We start from the raw sequence: 19,159 nt of genomic DNA, 5'->3' as shown, positions 1-19,159 counted from the left end.
CACATGCGTATTGTAGTTGCAGTTAAGATTCTGCCGGATAGCAAAGATCTTCGTGCTGGCAATGACGGTGCTCTTGATTTCAGCCATGCTCGCAATGTCGTGTCTGAGTATGATCTGAATGCCATTGAGGCCGCGGCTCAGCTTGCTGCCTCCCAAGAAGGATCGACGGTAAAGGTTCTTTCGGTGGGCCCGGCGTCTATTGACGAGTCGAAGGTAAAGAAGAACATTCTATCTCGTGGCGTTGACGAGCTCTACTTTGCCACGAACGACGCTCTGGAGCATGCGGATGCGCGAGCGACTGCGCAGGCGCTTTCGCTGGCCCTGCAAGACGTTGGTGGCTGGGATGTTGTGATCTGCGGCGATGGATCCGATGATTTCTACGCAAAGCAGGTCGATGCGCAGCTTGCTGCGACCCTTAACGTCCCCTGCGTGAATGGCGCGACTCTTTTGCAGGCAGGAGACGGCTGTATCGTGGTCGAGCGCGTGCTCGAGGATGTGGTGGAGACGGTGGAGGTGCCTCTGCCCGCCGTCATCTCGGTGCAGCCATCGGTTGCCGTTCCTCGGACTCCGTCCATGAAGGACATTCTAGCAGCAGGAAAGAAGCCGATGCACGTAGCGCCGTTGGACGTGGCTTCCGAAGAGACGGTCGAGTGGGTTGAGTGCAAAGTGCCTGAGCCGACGCCGCGCAAGAAGCAGATCTGCCACGTCAGCGACGAGGGCGCCATTGCGAGTTTTGCTGCCAGCCTCAAAGCCGCGCTCTAGAAAGGGGAGAAACGTTGAAAGTGTTAGTTTTAGCTGAGCGTCCGGGTGCGGCAGAAGAGCTTAGCGCCGGTGCGAGGGCCATGGGTGCCGATGAGGTTGCCCTGGTGGCTTTCGGCGACATGGAGATGCCGCCCTCATGCGCTGATCTTATCTATCGCGTGACGGTTCCGGAGGGGCTTTCGCTCGATAACGCCACGGCGACGGTCAATGCGATCTTCGATCATGTACGGCCGGATGTGGTGCTGGTAGAGCCTACGCGTCATATGCGCATTCTTGCTGGCGCCCTTGCGTTCCACGGCGGCACCAGCGCTATTGCCGACGTGATGGAGCTTGACGGCGATGTGGCCTCCAGCATGTATTATGGAGGAGCCGCTATCCTAAAGCGAAAGCCCGGCAAGACCGCCATCTATCTGATGCAGCCAGGTGCTTTCGGCGATAGCGTTGCAGCATCGGGCGCCAATCAGGAAGAACCTTTTGCGTGGGTTGATCCGGGTGCCACAGTTAAGGTGCTATCGAGCGAGCCCATCGAGAAGAGCGGGGTCGACTTGCAGAAGGCCGATGTCGTCGTTGCCGCCGGAAGAGGTTTTGGACTCGAGTCCGATCTTGATATGGCCCGAGCGCTCTGTGACAAGCTGGAGGCTGGTTTGGGCTGCACGCGTCCTTTGGCCGAGGATATGAAGTGGCTGCCGCGGGAGACGTACATCGGTGTCTCTGGGCTCATGCTTGCTCCTAAGGTGTATGTTGCAGCAGGGCTTTCGGGCCAGATGCAGCATATGGTCGGTTGCGATCGAGCCGGAACCATCTTTGCTATAAACAAGGATGCCGATGCTGCCGTATTCGATCAGTGCGACTATGGCATTGTTGGTGACATTCAGACGGTTCTTCCTTTGCTGGTGAACGAGCTTTAGAAAGAACGGTAGACGTCGAAATGGGGAAGTGCCCCTGGTTTATGCCGGGGCACTTCTTCGGTTTTGGGCCGCTTTCTCTGGTATAGAGGTTCGCAATGTCGAGCAACCGGGTGTTCGCCTGTCAACGAAAAGGGGCAGCCTTGAGGCTGCCCCTGGAGTAAGGGAATCGTGGATCCCTGTCGTTGGCTGCTCAGGTGCGGGCGAGCGTGCCTCCGCTGTGGCTTAGCGCTGGCCGAACAGGTCGTCCAGGTTCAGGCCGTTGCCGTAGCCATCGCCGTAGCCGTACCCGTTGCCGCCGTCCTGGCCGTAGCCGTCGCCGTAGCCCCAGCCGTAACCGTAGTCGTTACCGTCGCCGTAGCCCCAGTCAAAGTCCTGACCCTGCTCGGGCATCTGCTGCTCCTGCTGGGCCTTCTGCTCGGCAGCCGCTTTCTGGCTGGCGGCGTCGTCGCCCAGGGTGACGGAAATCTCCTGCTCCTGGCCGTTGCGGTTCACCGTCAGCTTCACGGTGTCGCCGGGGTTCTTCCCACGCACGGCCAGCATGAGGTCGGAGGCACCTTCCACAGACTCGCCGTCCAGGGCCGTGATGATGTCGCCCTCCTTAAGGCCGGCCGCCTCGGCGCCGGAGCCCTGGGAGACGGCGGCCACGTAGGCGCCGGACTCGGCCGCGAGGCCATAGCTGGCAGCCGCCTGGTCGTTCACCGTGGACAGGCTCACGCCGAGCTGGGCGTGAGTCGGGGTCTCGCCGGCGATGATCTGCTGGGCGAGGTTCACCGCGTAGTTCACCGGAATGGCGAACCCGACGCCGGAGTAGTTGCCGGAGTACGAGGTGATCAGCGTGTTGATGCCGATGAGCTTGCCCTCGTCATCCACGAGCGCGCCGCCGGAGTTGCCCGGGTTGATGGCCGCGTCGGTCTGAATCATGTTCGGATAGATAGTGGTCTCGCCGCTGCCGCCGGACTGCATGGACTCGCTCGCGTCCATGATCTGCGAGCGGCTCGTGGCGGACACGATGCCCGTGGCCACCGACTGCTCGAGCCCGAAGGGAGCGCCCAGGGTCATGACCCACTCGCCGACGGTCAGGTTGTCCGAATCGCCGATCTCCATGGGGGTGAGGTCGCTGGCATCCTTGGCCTTCAACACCGCCACGTCGGAGGAGGGGTCGGTACCCACCAGCTCGGCGTCGTAGGTGTTGCCGGCGATGGTCACCTTGTAGGCGCTGCCGCCGTCGACCACGTGGTTGTTGGTGATGAGGTAACCATCCTCGGTCATCACGACGCCCGAGCCGGTACCCAAGCCCTGGAGCTGGCTGCCCGCATCGGCGTAGGTCTCCACGTATACCACGGACGGCAGGCACTTGGCGGCCACGGCCTCAGCCAGGGTTGCGTCATCGTTGGTGTTGATGACAGTCTGGGTAGCGGAAGGGGTGCCCGTGGCCTCGGCGGTGGCGGGGTCGATGATGGCGCCCTGCACGCCGAACGCGAGCATGCAGGCGAGCGCGGCGCCGGCGAATCCGGTGAGGAAGGAGCGGCGGCCGAACTTCGGCTTGGCGGCGGCGGTGTTCTCGACGCTGGCGGCCACGGAGCCGTCGATGTCGAACTCGTAGGTCTGGTTCGCGGCGGAGTCGACGGCGTTGTCACGGAAGGAATGCTTGCCGAAGGGGTTCGGGGTGGTGTTCAAGTTGGTCATTGGTGATCTCCTTCTGAAAGGGGGTCGGTCATGTGCTGGAGTGCACACTATCACGCCCCAGCACGTTCCCGAGACCTCGGCAACCCCTAATCACGACCGGCTCACGCAGATACACCAACGGGAGTAGTCCCCGCGGATTATGGGGAAGCCTCGAATGCACAAAACAGGGTACTTCTCGTAGGATTTTGTGCCGGGAGGGCTTGAACCGTTTGGCGTGAACAGGGAAAACTTTTCGCATTTGTCGCCAATAGCTACGAGAAATGGCTCATTTTGCACATTTCGGATCGATGGTGCTTTTAGACGCTCTTCTTCCAGTGTGATGCGCCCGATGCGGGCGGCCGGGTCATGACCGCGCTCGTAGAGCCGCAGGTTCTGGTTGCGCGTGGTGTCGCGCCAAGGCTTTAGACGGCTTGGTGGTGCGCGTCGGCTGGTGCACCAAGCGGCGCGCCCCTCCGTCGGCTTCTAATACTTCTCAACGAGATCGATGAGTTCCTGCTTGGAATGCAGGCAGGTCTTCTCCAAAATGCGGCGGGTGTGGGTGCGGATGGTGGATTCCGAGACGAAGAGCGCTTCGGCGATGACCTTTGCGGAGCGGCCGCGGGCGAGGTAGGGGAGCACCTCGGCCTCGCGACGGGTGAGGCCGTAGTCGTCGGCGAGGAGCGCGAAGACGACCTCTTCGCTGTTAATAGCTTCGGCCCCATCGATCTCGCCGGTCGCAGAAGTGCTGATGGACTCCGCAACGGGAGAGGTGCTGGCAGGGTCGGCAGCTGCTTTGTCGGTTGCCTTGACGGCTGTTGGGGCAGCTAAGACCGACGATGGATCTGAGACGCTCGAATGCGGATTCGCGTTGCCGTCGCCGGTCGCCTCGCCAATCGCCATTCTCCCTTCTGCCTCCTCGCCCGGAACCGAGCGTTTGGCGTTGTGCCAGAGAAACCATAGCAGGATGACGAGCAGATACACCGCTCCGATGCACACGCCCACTACAGCGTAGCCAGCCACTTCGGGGAGGAGCATGATCAGATACCCGATGCCGATGCCCACGAGCCGTGCGAGAATGGACAGCGCCCTCACCAGGCCCCCTATAACGAAGCCCGATACGGCGTAATCGTAGGCAGCTGTGGCTACCAGGTACCAGATGACCACGTCGAAGACCCCATGTACGGCGCTCATGATTGCGTTCAGCACCACGGGGTGAACATTCCAGAAAAACGGCAGCGCCGCGAACAGCACGATGGCGATGGGGATAAGCAGTTGGTAGACAAGCGACAGGTTTACTCGCCGCTGCAAGGCAACCGTGAAGGCCAAAAGAAGCACTGCAACGACGAAATTCAGCACGAGGGGCAGTTCATGGGCCGTGCTCGCGGAGTTCACGCTGAGCACGGCGGTCTCCCACATAAAGCCGAACAGGCAGGAGAAAACGAGGGCGGCGATGATGAGCGGCACGAGGGTGGTGAGAGCCGCCAGGTAGCGCTGAGACTCGGTTCGGTGGGGCGCGAGGAGGACCGACGGCTGGCTGCTCTCGGTACGGCAGCGCTTCAGGCAGAGAACCGAGGCTATTGGCAGGGGAGCCATGAGCGCAAGGGGCGGAAAGGGAGTGAGGGCCACGAGGGAGTCGACGGCGAGAAAGATGATGGTGGTGAGCAAGAACGACGCCGGGGCATACAGGGCCGTGCGCGAGGGATGCACGCGTCCGAGCACGTCCGCCCAGCTCCCCCATAGGTAGCCGAAGCCGACGCCGCATAGCGTCGAGCCGATCACGAGCGATGCGGAAAGCGCTGGGCCGGCAAACCATATGCCGGCGCCGCCGATAGCCGCGATGCCGACAAGGATGCATCCGCAGAAGGGCCACGGCGAGAGTTTCGCCAGATTTTCCGGCGCCCGCTCTACAAGGGCTGACACGCCTAAGAGCACGGTCATGTTTGCCAAAAACGATACGACGACGATCAACGTATTGTACTGGGGCGTGTCCGCCGCGCCGGTGAGCAGGATGGAGCTGCGGAAGGTGAGCATGCTGCAGGCCCAGAAAAACGCGAGGCCGAGATAGCACAGGTGCAGAAAGCGGGGAAGCGGCTCGATAGCGGCCGATGGTGCATCGCGGACTGCTGTCACGGCCCTGCTCCTCCTTCTCCATTGCCAGTGTGAACTGGGCGTTTCCCTGTCGCGTCCTCTATTATGACTGACTTGCGTCTCGATAAATCATCAGAAACTGATGATATGGCGCATAGCCGACGATTCTAGCATGGAGCGCCAACGGAAGGAGGTGCGAAATGCAAGAGACAAGAGGCGGGGCTGCGCGTGCGACCACGCAAACATCGGAGAGAGAGGTCGTGCGCGATGCCGCACGGGTGAACGTCTGCGCCAAGGCAGCCTACCTGAGCACCATTGGAGCTCTGTTCTCGCGATGGGGCGATGACTATGAAGCGGCGTACGAGGCGGCCCGTGCGACAGCGGCCGATTTAGCGATAGCGCCCGCGACGCCGGTGGGCGCCGTGCGCTGCCGACTCGAGAACGAGGTGCTCACCTTGGGCGCTCCCGCGGCGGCGGTGCCCGTCGAATCGCTTTATAAGCCTTGGGCCGATGGACGGGAGCGCCGCAGAGGGGTCTCGGCTGAGTTTGGTGCGGCCCGGCATCTGCTCCTCGGTGACAGCGCCCAGCACATGCGGGCCCTTTATCGCGCTCTCGAACTTGAGGTGCCGATGGAGTTTTGCGCCATGCCCGACCATGTGACGCTCATGACCGAGGTGGTGGCCCTGTGCGTCGATGCGGGAAACCATGAGGCTGCTCTTGCGCTGTTGTCCGAGCATTTCGACTGGCTGGACGCTTACGAGCAAACCTTGCTCGCCCATGCGGCCGCGCTCTCGTCGGCGCCCCCCTCGGCTCGTACCGACGAGCTGGCTCGCGCTCTGGCCCATGGGCGCGAGCTGGCGGTAGCTCTCGCGGCGGCCGTCCGAGACCTATCCGTGTCCCTTCGGTAAAAACCGAGGACTTCCCCAGACAAGGAGAAAGCAGATATGCAAGAGAAGGAGGCTTTAATGCACTGCAATCCCACCAGGCGAACCTTCCTGAAGGGTACCGCCGCCACCGCTGCGCTGGCTGCTGTGGGCACTTGCTCGGTGGCCGCGTGGCGGGCCGAGCAGGCCGAGGCCGCCGCCACGGGCGCGGCCAAGATTCAGGGCGCATCGCTGTGCAACGGCTGCTCCAGCAAGTGCGGCCTGATCGCCACCGCTCTCGACGGGCGGTTGTGGACCGTCGAGGGCATGAAGGAGCACCCCTATTCCAAGGGAACGCTCTGCGGTCGCGGTCACGGCGCGGCTCAGTGGGCCTATTCCGACGGCCGGCTGACTCAGCCTATGAAGCGCGCCGCCGACGGCAGCTTCGCCCCTATCAGCTGGGATGACGCTCTGTCCGAAATTGGCGCGAAGGTGCAGGAGATCATCGCCGAGGCCGGCCCCGAGGCGCTGGCCATCATCCAAGATCCGCGCCCCTCGGGCAAGTACTACAGCAAGCGCTTCATGAACGCGCTCGGCTCACCCAACGTGTATACCCATGCCGCTGCCTGCAATCTGTCGAAAGAGAGCGGTATTCAGGAAGCCACGGGAGCCCAGAACTTCTCGGTGGACTTCCCCAACACCAAAATGGTGGTGTTCATCGGCCGCAGCTATGGCGATGGCATCCGTCCCTCCTCGGTGAAGAGCTTGGCCGGAGCGGCCGAGGGCGGGGCGCGGGTGGTCATCGTGGATCCGCGCCTGAACAACAGCGGCGTCTTTGCTACTGACTGGGTGCCTATCAGGCCCGGCGCTGATATCGCGTTCCTGCTCGGCATCGCGAACGTGCTGGTGACGCGCGACCTGTACGATCACGCGTTCGTTGAGCAGTCCGCCGTGGGCTTCCCGGAGTTCGCTGCTCAAGTGACCGAGTACACGCCGGAATGGGCCGAGGGCATCTGCGATGTGCCGGCCGATACCATCGTGGAAATCGCTGAGTCGCTGGCCGCCGCCGCACCGGCCTGCGCTATCGAGCCTTCCTGGCGGGCAGCGTTCGGCTGCGCCTATCAAAACTCCTTCGAGACGGCTCGCGCGGTGTGCGCCGTGAATGCGCTTCTTGGCTGCTGGGGACAGAAGGGCGGAGCGCTCATCACCTCTTCGCCCAAGGCGGGCGACGTGGATCCGGTGAAGTTCCCCGAGGTGCCCAAGCCGGCCGCCAAGCGTTTGGGCGACGCCGAGTACCCGCTGGCGCTCTCGGGCACCGGCACCAACCTGGCCGTGCTGAACGGCTGCGCCGATGGCGTCATCCAAGGCGTGTTCTTCTACAACTCCAACGCCGTGCAGGGGTATGCGCAGCCGGCAAAGTGGCGCGAGGCGCTTTCCCAGGCAAAGCTTGTGGTGACTATTGACGTGCAAATGAGCGAGACCGCTTTGGCTTCGGACTACGTGCTGCCCGAGTGCACAGTGCTGGAGCGCCTGGAGCTGCCCGAGTTCATCGGCGGCAAGAAACACTATGTGGCACTGCGCACCCCCGTCATCGAGCGCATCCATCCCGAGACGCGCCCCTGCGACGAGATCTTCACCGGGCTGGCCGAGGCGTGCGGCGTGGGCGAGTACTTCGACTTCACGGTGGAAGAGCTGGCCGACGCGCAGCTGGCCAGCGTGGGCACCTCGCTCGATGCGGTGCGTGAGGCGGGTATCGTGGAATTGGCTGACCCCGGCTTCGCATTCGGCACGCCGACGTTCAAGACTCCGACGGAGAAGTTCCAGTTCGCCTCGGCGAAGGTGGCGGAAGCGGGCTTGAACCCGGTTATCGGCTACGTGCCGCGTCTGGTGGAGCCGGCCGAGGGCGAGTTCTTCCTCATCGGCGGCAAGCAGGGTATCCACTCCCACTCCATGACGCTGAACCTGGAGGCGCTGAACGCCATCTCCCGGGAATATCAGCTTGAGCGGCTCTGGATGGCTGCCTCCGATGCCGCGGATCTGGGCATTGTCGACGGCGATACGGTGGAGCTTTCCTCCAGCGAGTGCTCAGGCCAGGTAGCTGTGAAGGTGACCGAGCGCTTGAAGCCCGGTGTGCTGTTTCTGCCCACCCATTACGGCGGCACATCGCCCTATCTCACTCGGGCCCAGGGCTTTGGCCTCAACATGATGGATTTCGTTCCGCTGCATTTGGAACCCGGCGTAGGCTCCACCATGAGCCAGGAGGTAGCGGTGAAGGTTAGGAAGGTGGAAGGCTGATGGCCCGTTACGGAATGCTCATCAACACGAAGAAGTGCGTTGGCTGCTACGCCTGCCGCGTGGCCTGTCAGATGGTGAACGGGCTCGAGTCCGATGAGGCGTTCATCAAATTCGACGAGATGGAGCAGGGGGTCTACCCCAACGTGTATGCGGAAGTGGTGCCGGTGCAGTGCATGCACTGCGAGGACGCTCCCTGCGAGGCGGTGTGTCCCACCCATGCCACCTATACGACCGACTCGGGCGTGGTGCTGGTGGACGAGGAACGATGCATCGGCTGCAAGTACTGCATGGCCGCCTGCCCCTACGGCGCCCGTATCCAGATTAAGAAGACCGGCGTTATCGAGAAATGCCGCTTCTGCTGGTACGAGGGCGAGCCGGGCAACCCGCCGCGTTGCGTGGGAACCTGCATCTCCGGCGCTCGCCTGTTTGGCGACCTGGACGATCCGCAGAGCGAGATCTGCCAGGAAATCGCTCGCACCAATGCCCAGCCGCTGGCGGGCGACCTGACCACCGCGAAAATCTACTACGTGAGGTGATGATCAATGGTTTGGGGATCTATGATCGCTTGGTACCTGTTTTTGGCGGGCGCATCGGCCGGCGCCTTCCTCACTTCAGCCTTTGTGGAGGCGAAGTATCCCGACAGCGTGAAGATGCGCGTCGCGGGCCGCATTATCTCGCCCATCTTTCTGGGCATCGGTCTGCTCATGCTCATGTTGGACGCCGAGGCCGGGCTGCACAACCCGCTGCGGTTCTTCTATCTTATTATGAACCCGGGCTCGGTGATGACGCTGGGCGTGTACTTCATCTGCGTGTTCATGCCGGTGTCCATTGCCGCGGCGCTGCTTGAGGTGCTGCGTCGCCCGGTGCCGAAGTGGCTCACCTGGACAGGTATCGTATCCGCGTTCTGCGTGGCGGCCTACACCGGCTTTCTACTGGGGGTCGTGAGCGCCTACCCGCTGTGGAACAACGCCATTTTGCCGGTGCTGTTCGTGGTGTCGGCTCTGTCGGCGGGTCTGGCGGCTACGAGCTTGGTGGGCCTTATCACCGATCGTGAGCGCTTCGAGCAGATGTGGCTCATCAAGAAGAGCCACGTGATTCTGTCGGCTATCGAGATGGTGGTGCTTGCAACCATGCTCATCATCGTGAGCTCGGGCAGTCCCGAGGGCGCCGCATCGGTTGCCTCGCTCGTGTCGGGCCAGTACGCGCCAATGTTCTGGGGCGGTCTGGTGCTGCTTGGCCTGGTGGCGCCGTTTGCCATCGAGGGCTACCCGGTGTTTGTCACGCGAAAGGTGGAGACCTCCACCACCTCTATGGTAGTGAGCGTCATCGGCGAGGGCGGTGTCCTTGTGGGTGGTTTCATGCTGCGTCTGCTGGTCATTCTGGCGGCTCTACCGGTGCTGTACCTGTAGCGAGATGGCGGCGCTGCCGGTGCTGTGCTCGTAGCGCGATGGCGGCGCTCGCCGGGTGATCGGGCGCCCCGGGGCTTTCTCCCATAGGCGACGCGTCGCCTGCGGCAAGGCCGTGGTCCTTCCGGGATCGCGGCCTTGCTCTTGCTGTGGCTTGGATCCTTTGCCGGGGCAAGGCGCTGCGGTCGCGCTGGGGGCTACTCCTCTTCCAGTGTGATGCGGTCGATGCGGGCGGCCAGGTCGTGACCGCGCTCGTAGAACTGGAGACTCTGGTTGTGGGCGAAGTAGCGGTCGCACCCGTGGTCGTTGATGAAGGCCATGCCGGCGCGGCTCACGGACAAGTCGGTCACCAGCATGAGCATCTCCTGGCCCTCGCCGAAGGCCTCTTCCACGAACTTGAACACGTTATCGAGGGCGGCCGTCGCCTCGTCGATGGCCGCGTCCAGCTCGTCGAGCCGCTCGTTGAAGCGCTCGCGCAGCAGGTTGAACGTGGCGCCCTCGGGCGTATCGGCTCCTGTGCGCAGCACCTCGTCAAGAAGACTGATGGTTCGCTCGAAGGAGCGGTAGCGCTCGTCGGAAAGCAGGCTCGCGGCCCGTTCGGTGTCGCGGGTGCGTGCCAGCTCGGTGGTCGTGGCGCGGATGAGCGCGCTCGCATCGGCGTCTTCGGCCACGCCTTCGGCGGCCAGGCGCTCCTTCAAATCGGCCAACACGCTATGAGCGAACGCGGCTGCTTTCTCTTCCATAACCGCCTCGCGCAAGCAGCTCACCGTGGCGTCCACGATAAGCCCCATGACGGCCACGCGCTCGTCGAAGGGCGCCGCCGCGGCCCGCTCGGCCAGGCCGGCATCGGCGCTGCCGTTCAAGATACGATCGATCTGATAGTCGCTGCGGTACTTCGTGAACAGGTCGTAGTACATGGCGAATCGCTTTGCGATCTCGCCGTTTTGCACATACTGCTCCACGAGCAGCTCATCAACGGTGAGCCCCTGGGCCTCGTAGAGCTTGATCATCGCCGACAGGTCGTCCCAGCCGCGGGCCGTCACGAACGACGCGCCGTCGGGCGTGGCCTCAACGGCGTAGAAGTGGGACCGCTCGATGTCCAGGTAGGTGATGACCGCGGGATGCACCTCGGTCGATACGGCGAACTCGCGCCACACATCGAAGTCGGGCTCAACCTCGATGCGCTTGAGGCGATCCCACGTGGCGATGTCGAAGTCGTGGGCCGTGCGGTTGTACTCGGGCGGGTTGCCGGCCGTCACGACGATCCAGCCGTCGGGCACGGCATGGCGGCCGAAGATCTTGTATTGCAGAAACTGCAGCATGGCCGGCGTGAGCGTCTCCGATACGCAGTTGATCTCGTCGAGGAACAGAATGCCCTCGCGGCGCCCCGTGGCCTCCATCGCCTCATAGACCGAGGCGATGATCTCGCTCATGGTGTATTCGGACACCTGGTATTCCACGCCGTCATAGGTTTTCGTCGCGATGAACGGCAGGCCTAGCGCGCTTTGGCGGGTATGGTGGGTCATGGAGTAGGACACGAATCCCACTTCCAGTTCTTGGGCGATTTGCTCCATGATGGCCGTCTTGCCGATGCCCGGCGCGCCCAGCAGGAACACCGGACGTTGGCGCTCGGGCGGCAGAAGATAGTTGCCGAACTCGTCTTTAGTGAAATAGGCAATCATGGCGTTTTTGATCTGCTGTTTTGCTTCGCGGATGTTCATAGTGGCTCCTCTTCTAGCACGAAGGTTTCATCCAGGATAACTTTCATGGCCCAGGGGGGCACGGGCGCCGAGGCTGCGGCATCGTCGGAATCGAGGAACACGAAGGCGGTTTCATAGGCGGGACGACGTGCAGGATAGGTGCCCTGGCCGTCGGTGAAGTAGATGAGTCCGCCCAGGTCGTTCAGCTCGCCGGACGCGAGCGCCTCGTCCACGTAGGCGAACACGGGACGGAAATCGGTGCCCCCCAGGCCCTTGATGGTGGGATTTTCCAGATAGTCTTCCAAATCGCGCAGGCAGGTGATGCGCGCGACGTCGGTAATGGCGGCGTCGCACTGCACGATGAGCACGTTCATGCGCGAGAAGAAGCTCGTCTCGTCGGCCAGGATGGAATAGGTGCGCTCGATGAACCGCCGCACGAGGCCGTCTTTGGTGGAGGCCGAGGTGTCGATGGCGATGACGAAGTCGCGGATGCGCTTCTCCTCGGCAAATTCCACTGGTTCCACGAGTGGCAGGTTGCCGTATAACTCAAGGCCGTAGGTGTAGAACACGTAATCGAACTCGTCGTCGTTCACGCGGATCTGCTCGCCCATGCGGGCGAACTTGCGCAGGAAGGCCCGATAATCGTGCTTTTCGCGGGTCACTTTGCGCAGGTTCATGGCGAGATTCGATCCCTCGATGCCCCACAGCTTCGCGTAGGCGTCCAGCTGGATGCCCATCTCCAGCGCCGCGTTTTCCCATTGCTCGCGGGAGCGGTCGAGCTGCACGGTGTCGGCGAAGCGCTCGCCAATGGCGCGGGCGGCGTTCTCGGGCGCGTCCTTTTGGGTGATGTCGGCGGCGTCCATCGCTCGGTGCGCCTTGTGGGAATAGGGAACGTCGGCGGCCTCATCGGGGATGTCCATGTCGGTGCCGGAAGTATCGGCCTTGGCGGCGGGAGCGCTCGTGCGACCCTCGCCTTCGGTTGCCTCGCCCGTCTTGCCCGATGCGTCTTCTCCTTCGGCAATGATGACGGCATGCCAGGGGCGATGGTCGTCCACGTGGAAACGAGCGCCGAGGCGGGCGAGCTCGTCGTCGGTTGCGCCGGCGGCGCGTTGGTCGCGCAGGGCGGCGTAGACACGCTCGGCAGTCATGAGGCCGGCCTCTTCGGCCATGCGCTCCAGCTCGGGACGCGAGGCTGCCGCTTGTGGCGTGCGCGTGGCGGGAAGATCGAGCTGATCGATCACCGATTCCACCACCATGTCGCAGGCGATGTCCCACAGATCGGGATCGATGCCCTCGCCAGGGTAGAGGTGCAGAAACACACAGTGGAGCACCGTGTGCAGGTAGGCGCGAGAAGCTTCGGCCGGATCGGCGGCGTAGGTGCGCGCCCAGGTGACGGGGTCGAACCGCAAATGCGCGCCATCGGTGGCGAGCGTAGCGCCGGGGATGGGCAGGGGCGCGAGTCGGGCGAACGCCGCGCTCATGAAGCGCAGGCTCACGAGGAGCTCGTTGCGCACCAGGCCGAGCGCGTCGAGGGCCAGCGCCTCTATCTCGCTTTCGTGCACGGCCCCTCCTTTCGCGACTCGAGCTACAAACATTTCGACATTTTTGGTCACAAAGTCGAGTTCTGGGTTTTTCTCCTGCCGGAAAGACTCACTCACTTATTGATATTCGATATATTTGGATAAGATCCAATACTGTTGTGGGTTTCGCTGTCCGTAATTCCCTCTCAAAGAAACCCAGAAGTCGATTTTGTGACCAAAAATGGCGATTCTTTTGTCATTGTGCCTCTTTGCGCTGTAGTGTAGCATGGGGATTACGCGGGGTAAACAGCCCTTGGGCATCGAAATTGGGAAGGTGCACAAAATTATGGACGCCACTGCTCTGGTCTTTCGCGACGCAACTTCTTCTCTTGACGATCTCATTGCGCGGGTGCAAGAAAATCCGCTTCATTTAACTCTGGCCGACGTGACGATTGAGGAACCGGGGCACCCCATCGAGGGGGAGAACTGGCGGCCCCAGCTGGCTCCCTACAAGCCCTGGGTGCACGATGCGGCCCTCGATGAAACCGAGGAGCTTGATGGCACCGACGGAGATCTGCTCATCGTAGGTGCGCTCGGCATGGGTATAACTGATGAGGAGCGCATGGGCATTATCGGCAGTGCTGTGCGCGGGGAAGAGGGGGAGGGGCCAACAGCAAGCGCAGTCGGACAGGCCATCGGAGAGGCGGCTGCTGGCACTGGCGCAGCAGCGGCGGCAGCGCCAGCGCGCAAGCTGTCGCCCCACGAGCTGTGGACCTTGGGGCAAACGCCGCGCTGGCAGCCGAAAGAGGAAGCGAAGGATCCGTCTTGCGAAAATGCGCGCGAAACCCAAAAGCGTGAAACATCGCAAAACCGTGAAACGCTTCTAACAGCTCGTGAAACATCGCTATCCGACCGTGAAACATCGCAAAGTGAAGAGACGTACTTTGCCACCAACGTTCCCATAACGGTGCGACGCGATGGCGAGGGCTACGCGGTTTCCGCCGTGCACCTGGGAAAGCTTGCCGAGCACGGTCTTCGGGCCGACGGCTTGATCGTTGTGGTGCCGTCGTTTATCGACGATGTGCCCGTGGTGCGCATCGCCTCAGAGGCTTTTTCCCGACGCTTTACGAGTGGCGCCCAGGTTCGCTTGCTAGTGGTGCCTGACACCGTGGAAGTGGTGGGCTCTCAGGCGTTCAATGCCGTAAGTGCCGAAGTGGTGTACCTGGGCGCGGGCGTGCGCACGTACGACCCGTCCCCGCTGGACATGGCTCTGCCCAACCCTCGGCTCGAGGCGCGTCGCTACCTGGTGAGCCCTGTCAACAAATGCTATGCGATAAAGGAGGATTGTCTGCTCGAGCGTCTGGGCGGTGGGCACAGCGAGAGGTTGGGCGCTGGCGATGCGCGCCTTTTCTCGAGCGAGACGATGGCCCCCTTCCGCCTCATCTTCGCCTCGGCACCTTATGCCGAGCATTTTGTGGTCCCTGATGGCGTGCGCGTCATGAGCGCCGCCGCCTTCGCGAAAGGATGCCCGCCGCCGCGCGTCATCGATGTGCCCGACTCGCTGGAGCGCGTGGACGGCTCGATGAACCCCGAGACGCTTTGGCGGGCCAGCGATCCAGCGGCGCTTGCGCGCATTGTCGCGCGCTGCGGAGGTCGTGTCACTGATTTTCAGGCCGTGGAAAAAAACCAGTGCTGGTACGGGTTTGCAGAAGGAAACGACCCCGCAGAAAAGGATGGCTTCGCGCGGGAGGACGGCGTTGCGAAGGAGCCCAGCGTCGCTGCGGAAAACGGTTCGCGTGAGGCTCATCTGGTGGCGGGTCCTCCGGCCCCCGATTCCCCCTCGCGCCAGTTCTCGTCGGCGGCCCATGCCCGCATGAGAGGCGCGACGGCGGTGTCGGCTCGCGAGGCCGCGGCGAACGCAGCGAGCGCCATGGTGGCGCCGGTTTCTGCCACCGATCGCCTGGCTTTGCCGCGCGAGGTGGAAGGCGCACCGCTGACGCTCATCGCCGAGCGCGCGCTCATCACGGCGCCAGCGACGTTGGTCATCCCCGATACGGTGCGTGAGGTGCGCGATGACAACGCCTGCAAGGGCACGCGTAAGCTCATGCTTCCCGAAGGCTTACGCACCATCGGTGCCCACTGCTTCTGCTCGCGCACGCTGGTCGGCCCCGTGCTCATCCCCGCGAGCGTCACCAGCATCGGCGAGGGCAGCTTCGAATACGCCATCGTGCGCCTGGCTGCGGCTGATGCGGTGGTGCATATCACGTCCGACCAGCTCATAAGTTGCTTTTTGGAAGACGTCGAGGATGGCATCCCCTTCGACTTCGCCCGCTACGATGACCAATTGCTGGTGGGGCGCGGCTTGCCTGATCATCTGGGAGCCCTGCTCCACCGCGTGGCGGCGCCTTTCCGCTTGGCGCCCGAGATGCGCGATCGCATTGTGGAAGCGCTGCGTGAGCGCGCTGCGGAGGCCGTGCAGTATGTGGCGCGTGAGGGGGACATCGCCATGGTGCGCGCTCTGGCCGATGCCGGGTTCTTGAACGATGTCGAGCTGTTCGATCGCCAGATCGAGCGCCTGCGCGCCAGCAACCGCACCGACTGTGTGCTGTTCCTCATGAACTGGCAGCACGACCGCGCCGAGGCCACGCGTGCCACCGCCCCCAAGCGCGCCCGCGACCGCTTCGCGCTATAGGTGCTGTGAGGGAGGCGAATCTATGGATCGCAAACTGTTGCAATATTTGGTGGAATACCTCGTCGAAGAGGGCAAGGCGCATGGGTGCGCTCTGCCGCCCGCGGCGGCCGATGCGGCTCAGGGCGGCCTGGCAAGCGCTTCGACCGAGGCGCTGTGGCTTGCGTTCCGATCACTTGTAAACGTGCGGCCTCCGTGGCCCGCGCCCGGCGAGTTCCTCGCGACCCAGGACGAACTGCTGCAGGGGCTCATCGCCGAGGCGGGTGTGGCGACCTTGGCCGACACGACCCCGTCGCCAACCGACCCGCGCCTACGCTTGTGGCGCGGCGACATCACCACCTTGGCCGCAGACGCCATCGTGAACGCCGCCAACTCCGGCATGACCGACTGCTGGGCGCCGCTACACTACTGCATCGACAACGCCATCCACACTTTCGCCGGTGTGCAATTGCGTGCGGCTTGTGCGAACCTCATGGCAGCGCAGGGGCACCCGGAGCCAACGTCCCAGGCCAAGGTGACCGACGGCTACAACCTGCCCGCGCGCTACGTTATCCACACGGTGGGGCCCATCGCCAACGGACGTCCCACCGATACGCACCGCCGTCAGCTGGCCGAGTGCTATCGCGCGTGCCTGGACGCGACGGCCAAGGCGGGGCTTTCCAGCATCGCTTTCTGCTGCATCTCCACGGGTGTGTTCGGGTTCCCGCAGGAAGAGGCGGCCTCCATCGCCGTCGCTACGGTGCGCCGCTGGCTTAACGAGCATCCCGATGTGCCCATGACCGTGGTGTTCAACGTCTTCTCCGAAACCGACGAGTCGCTGTACCGCCCGTTGCTCGGACTGTAGGTGGCATCGTAACGCTATACTGTCTTCACTCGAATCCGATGAAGAAGGGAGCGGCGATGTTGGAAGTGCGCGTGGCGCGGCCCGATGAGTTCGATGCGGTGCTTGCGTTCTACACGACGATGATCGACGAGATGCAGGGCACCGATTTCGACGTGCAGTGGCAGCATGGCGTGCATCCCTCGCCGGCGTTCTTGCGTGAGTCGTTGGAGGCGGCCCAGCTGATCGTGGGGCTGCTGCCTGCGGAAGGGGTTGAAGTGGTCTCCGAAGGCGGTGAGTCCGAGCCCATCATTGCCTCGGCCATGGTGGTTAATCATGAAGGCGCCCCCGGTTACAACGCCGTTCCCTGGGCCGTGGATGCTGCGCCCGAACAGGTAGGCGTCCTGCATGTGGTGGCCACGTTGCCGGCCTTCCACGGCCGGGGCTTCGGTCGCCAGCTCGTGAATGGTGCCGCTGACATCGCCCGAGCCCAGGGCCTGGTGGCTCTACGCCTCGACACCTTCCCCCACAACGTACGCGGCCGCGGCCTCTACGAGTCGTGCGGTTTCGAGGACAAGGGCGAGTGGACCGTGCACTACCCGGCCCTCGGCGACATCCAGGTGGCTATGTACGAGTTGGCGCTGTAGCGTTCGCAAACGCATTCTCGCGCAAGTCTTCAACGGTGCCGTGACAGTTCGGCGCAGGCGGGGTTGTTGCGCGGCGCTTGCGGCGGCCGTCTTTCTAAAATAGGGAGAATCCCCTGATTGGAAAGAGGCGACCTATGGCGGCGAGCGCAGCAGATACGACTTCGAAGACGGAGGCGGCTTCGGCCGTTGCAGCTGCGTCGCCCGCAATAGCTCCTACCTCATCGGCGCCCGCAAAACCCGCAGGCGCTTCCACGCCCCATACCGATCACGCCCTGCACGGCCGGGCGCTGGCGCTCGTGTTCTTCGGGCTTCTGCTCGCCATGTTCATCAGCTCGCTTTCCGAGACCATCGCCTCCACGGCGCTGCCCACCATCGTGGGTGACTTGAACGGCGTGGAGATCATGCAGTGGGTTTCCACTGCCTACATCCTGTCGTCGACGTTGGTCATGCCCATCTACGGCAAGCTGGGCGACCTTGTCGGCCGCAAGCGGCTGCTCATGGCGGCGCTCACGCTGTATGCGGCGGGCAAGGTGGTGTGCGGCCTGGCCGTGAACATGGAGATGCTCATCAGCGGCCGCCTCGTCTCCGGCCTCGGGGGCGGCGGCCTCATCATCTTGTCCCAGGCGACGCTCTCCGACGTGGTGCCGCCGCGCAAACTCGGCACCTACATGGGCGTCATCGGCGCCGTGTTCGCCGTGTCGAATGTGCTGGGCCCGCTTATGGGCGGCTGGTTCATCCAGGTGACGGGCTGGCGCTGGATCTTCTGGTTCACGGTGCCCGTGGCCCTGCTTGCCGTGGTGGTACTCGGACTCACGTTGCCCCGCGACGCCCGTGCCCTCGGAAAGCACCCCCTCGATTGGCCCGGCATGATGGCCATGACCGTGGCCGTGACCTCGCTCGTGCTGGCCATGGCCTGGGGCGGCACGCTTATTCCCTGGGGCAGTCTGCCGTTTATGGGCCTTGTCGCTCTGGCTGTGGCTGTCGCTGTGGTCTTCGTGCTGTTGGAGCGCCGCGCCGTCGAGCCCATCATCCCCATGGGGCTCTTCCGCAACCGCAACTTCGTGCTGTGCTCGGTAACGGGGCTTCTCCTGAACATCAGCTTCATGGGAGCGCTCAACTACCTGCCCACCTACTTCCAAATCGTGGACGATCTGTCGCCGGAGGTGGCCGGTCTCGTGTGCACGGCTACCAGCGTGGGCATCCTCATCACCTCCATGGCCACCGGCTGGGTGGCGTCGAAGACGGGGCGCTACAAGGGGATGCTCGTGGCCATGTGTGTCGTGAGCACGGTGGGCCTATTCTTGCTGTCGCGCATGCGGGTGCACGAGGCGCTGTGGGTGCCGGTGCTGTATCTGTTCGTACTCGGCTTCGGCATGGGGCTCGGCATGCAGCTGCTCGTGCTCGTGGTGCAAAACGAGTTCCCCCACGCCATGGTGGGCACCGCCACGGCGGCGAACAACTTCTTCCGGCAGATCGGCGCTTCAGTGGGCACGGCGCTCGTGGGCGCGCTGTTCACCATGCGCCTTACGGCCGACGTGGCCGGCAAGCTCACCCATGTGGACAATCTGTCGCTCGCCACGCTGACGCCGCAAATCGTGGATGCGCTGTCCAGGTCAGCCCAGTCGGTCATTGCTGTCGGTTACTCCGACGCGCTGCTGCCGCTGTTCCTCTGGTTCGTGCCGCTCATGCTTGCGTGCCTCGTGATGATGCTTCTTCTGAAGCGCCACCCCCTCGCCACCACCATCAACCACGGCGGCGCGGGAAAGTAGGACGCTTGTGGCCAAAAACGGCTCGCG

General features: G+C 63.3%; 14 protein-coding genes. 10 read left to right on the top strand and 4 right to left on the bottom strand.

Annotated elements, in window-relative coordinates:
* Positions 1 to 3 precede the first annotated feature (3 nt).
* Positions 4 to 762 (top strand): adenine nucleotide alpha hydrolase family protein, encoded by a 759-nt coding sequence (locus GO707_RS03505; RefSeq protein WP_114538676.1) that lies wholly within the window; start codon positions 4 to 6, stop codon positions 760 to 762.
* Positions 763 to 776: 14 nt separating this feature from the next.
* Complete coding sequence (locus GO707_RS03500; RefSeq protein ID WP_157012117.1) at positions 777 to 1,670, top strand: electron transfer flavoprotein subunit alpha/FixB family protein; 894 nt, start codon at positions 777 to 779, stop codon at positions 1,668 to 1,670.
* A 222-nt stretch (positions 1,671 to 1,892) separates the two neighbouring features.
* Here GO707_RS03500 and GO707_RS03495 read toward each other — a convergent pair whose 3' ends face one another.
* Both GO707_RS03495 and GO707_RS03490 read right to left on the bottom strand, forming a co-directional pair.
* Positions 1,893 to 3,356 carry a S1C family serine protease gene (locus GO707_RS03495; RefSeq protein ID WP_198161000.1) on the bottom strand — a complete coding sequence of 488 codons (1,464 nt, stop codon included), beginning with the start codon at positions 3,354 to 3,356 and terminating at the stop codon, positions 1,893 to 1,895.
* 462 nt (positions 3,357 to 3,818) lie between these two features.
* Positions 3,819 to 5,465, bottom strand: a complete 1,647-nt coding sequence (locus tag GO707_RS03490; RefSeq protein ID WP_288220397.1) for a helix-turn-helix domain-containing protein — start codon at positions 5,463 to 5,465, stop codon at positions 3,819 to 3,821.
* Positions 5,466 to 5,623: 158 nt separating this feature from the next.
* Here GO707_RS03490 and GO707_RS03485 point away from each other — a divergent pair, with 158 nt between their 5' ends.
* The 4 genes from GO707_RS03485 to nrfD are packed head-to-tail and all read left to right on the top strand — an operon-like array spanning position 5,624 to position 9,990.
* Positions 5,624 to 6,331, top strand: a complete 708-nt coding sequence (locus tag GO707_RS03485) for a molecular chaperone TorD family protein (protein WP_157012115.1) — start codon at positions 5,624 to 5,626, stop codon at positions 6,329 to 6,331.
* A 57-nt stretch (positions 6,332 to 6,388) separates the two neighbouring features.
* On the top strand, positions 6,389 to 8,581 hold the full coding sequence (locus tag GO707_RS03480) for a molybdopterin-containing oxidoreductase family protein (protein ID WP_157012193.1): 2,193 nt from the start codon (positions 6,389 to 6,391) through the stop codon (positions 8,579 to 8,581).
* On the top strand, positions 8,581 to 9,117 hold the full coding sequence (locus GO707_RS03475; protein WP_022738487.1) for a 4Fe-4S dicluster domain-containing protein: 537 nt from the start codon (positions 8,581 to 8,583) through the stop codon (positions 9,115 to 9,117). The genes GO707_RS03480 and GO707_RS03475 overlap by 1 nt, the downstream gene beginning before the upstream one ends.
* Before the next feature lie 6 nt (positions 9,118 to 9,123).
* Positions 9,124 to 9,990 carry an NrfD/PsrC family molybdoenzyme membrane anchor subunit gene (gene nrfD / locus GO707_RS03470; protein ID WP_022738490.1) on the top strand — a complete coding sequence of 289 codons (867 nt, stop codon included), beginning with the start codon at positions 9,124 to 9,126 and terminating at the stop codon, positions 9,988 to 9,990.
* Positions 9,991 to 10,184: 194 nt separating this feature from the next.
* Here the strand turns inward: nrfD and GO707_RS03465 are convergent, their stop codons facing one another.
* Together GO707_RS03465 and GO707_RS03460 are read right to left on the bottom strand one after the other, a co-directional pair.
* Entirely contained in the window at positions 10,185 to 11,708 is a 1,524-nt protein-coding gene (locus GO707_RS03465; RefSeq protein WP_114538679.1) for an ATP-binding protein, read from the bottom strand.
* Positions 11,705 to 13,249, bottom strand: a complete 1,545-nt coding sequence (locus GO707_RS03460) for a vWA domain-containing protein (RefSeq protein WP_227069857.1) — start codon at positions 13,247 to 13,249, stop codon at positions 11,705 to 11,707. The genes GO707_RS03465 and GO707_RS03460 overlap by 4 nt, the downstream gene beginning before the upstream one ends.
* Before the next feature lie 304 nt (positions 13,250 to 13,553).
* On the opposite strand from GO707_RS03460, the gene GO707_RS03455 reads away from it, so the two are divergent.
* The 4 genes from GO707_RS03455 (at position 13,554) to GO707_RS03440 (ending at position 19,132) form a co-directional block, all read left to right on the top strand.
* Complete coding sequence (locus GO707_RS03455) at positions 13,554 to 15,899, top strand: leucine-rich repeat domain-containing protein (protein ID WP_114548211.1); 2,346 nt, start codon at positions 13,554 to 13,556, stop codon at positions 15,897 to 15,899.
* A gap of 22 nt (positions 15,900 to 15,921) precedes the next feature.
* The gene (locus GO707_RS03450; protein WP_157012112.1) at positions 15,922 to 16,740 is read left to right on the top strand and encodes a protein-ADP-ribose hydrolase; all 819 of its coding nucleotides are present in this window, start codon (positions 15,922 to 15,924) and stop codon (positions 16,738 to 16,740) included.
* Positions 16,741 to 16,796: 56 nt separating this feature from the next.
* Complete coding sequence (locus GO707_RS03445; protein WP_157012110.1) at positions 16,797 to 17,363, top strand: GNAT family N-acetyltransferase; 567 nt, start codon at positions 16,797 to 16,799, stop codon at positions 17,361 to 17,363.
* A gap of 134 nt (positions 17,364 to 17,497) precedes the next feature.
* The gene (locus tag GO707_RS03440) at positions 17,498 to 19,132 is read left to right on the top strand and encodes an MDR family MFS transporter (protein WP_157012107.1); all 1,635 of its coding nucleotides are present in this window, start codon (positions 17,498 to 17,500) and stop codon (positions 19,130 to 19,132) included.
* Positions 19,133 to 19,159 lie beyond the last annotated feature (27 nt).

The sequence above is a fragment of the Adlercreutzia rubneri genome (genome assembly GCF_009755265.1).
Classification (GTDB): Bacteria; Actinomycetota; Coriobacteriia; order Coriobacteriales; family Eggerthellaceae; genus Adlercreutzia; species Adlercreutzia rubneri.
Note: the sequence above shows the minus strand (reverse complement) of the source record. Positions and strands in the feature narration are given on the sequence as shown.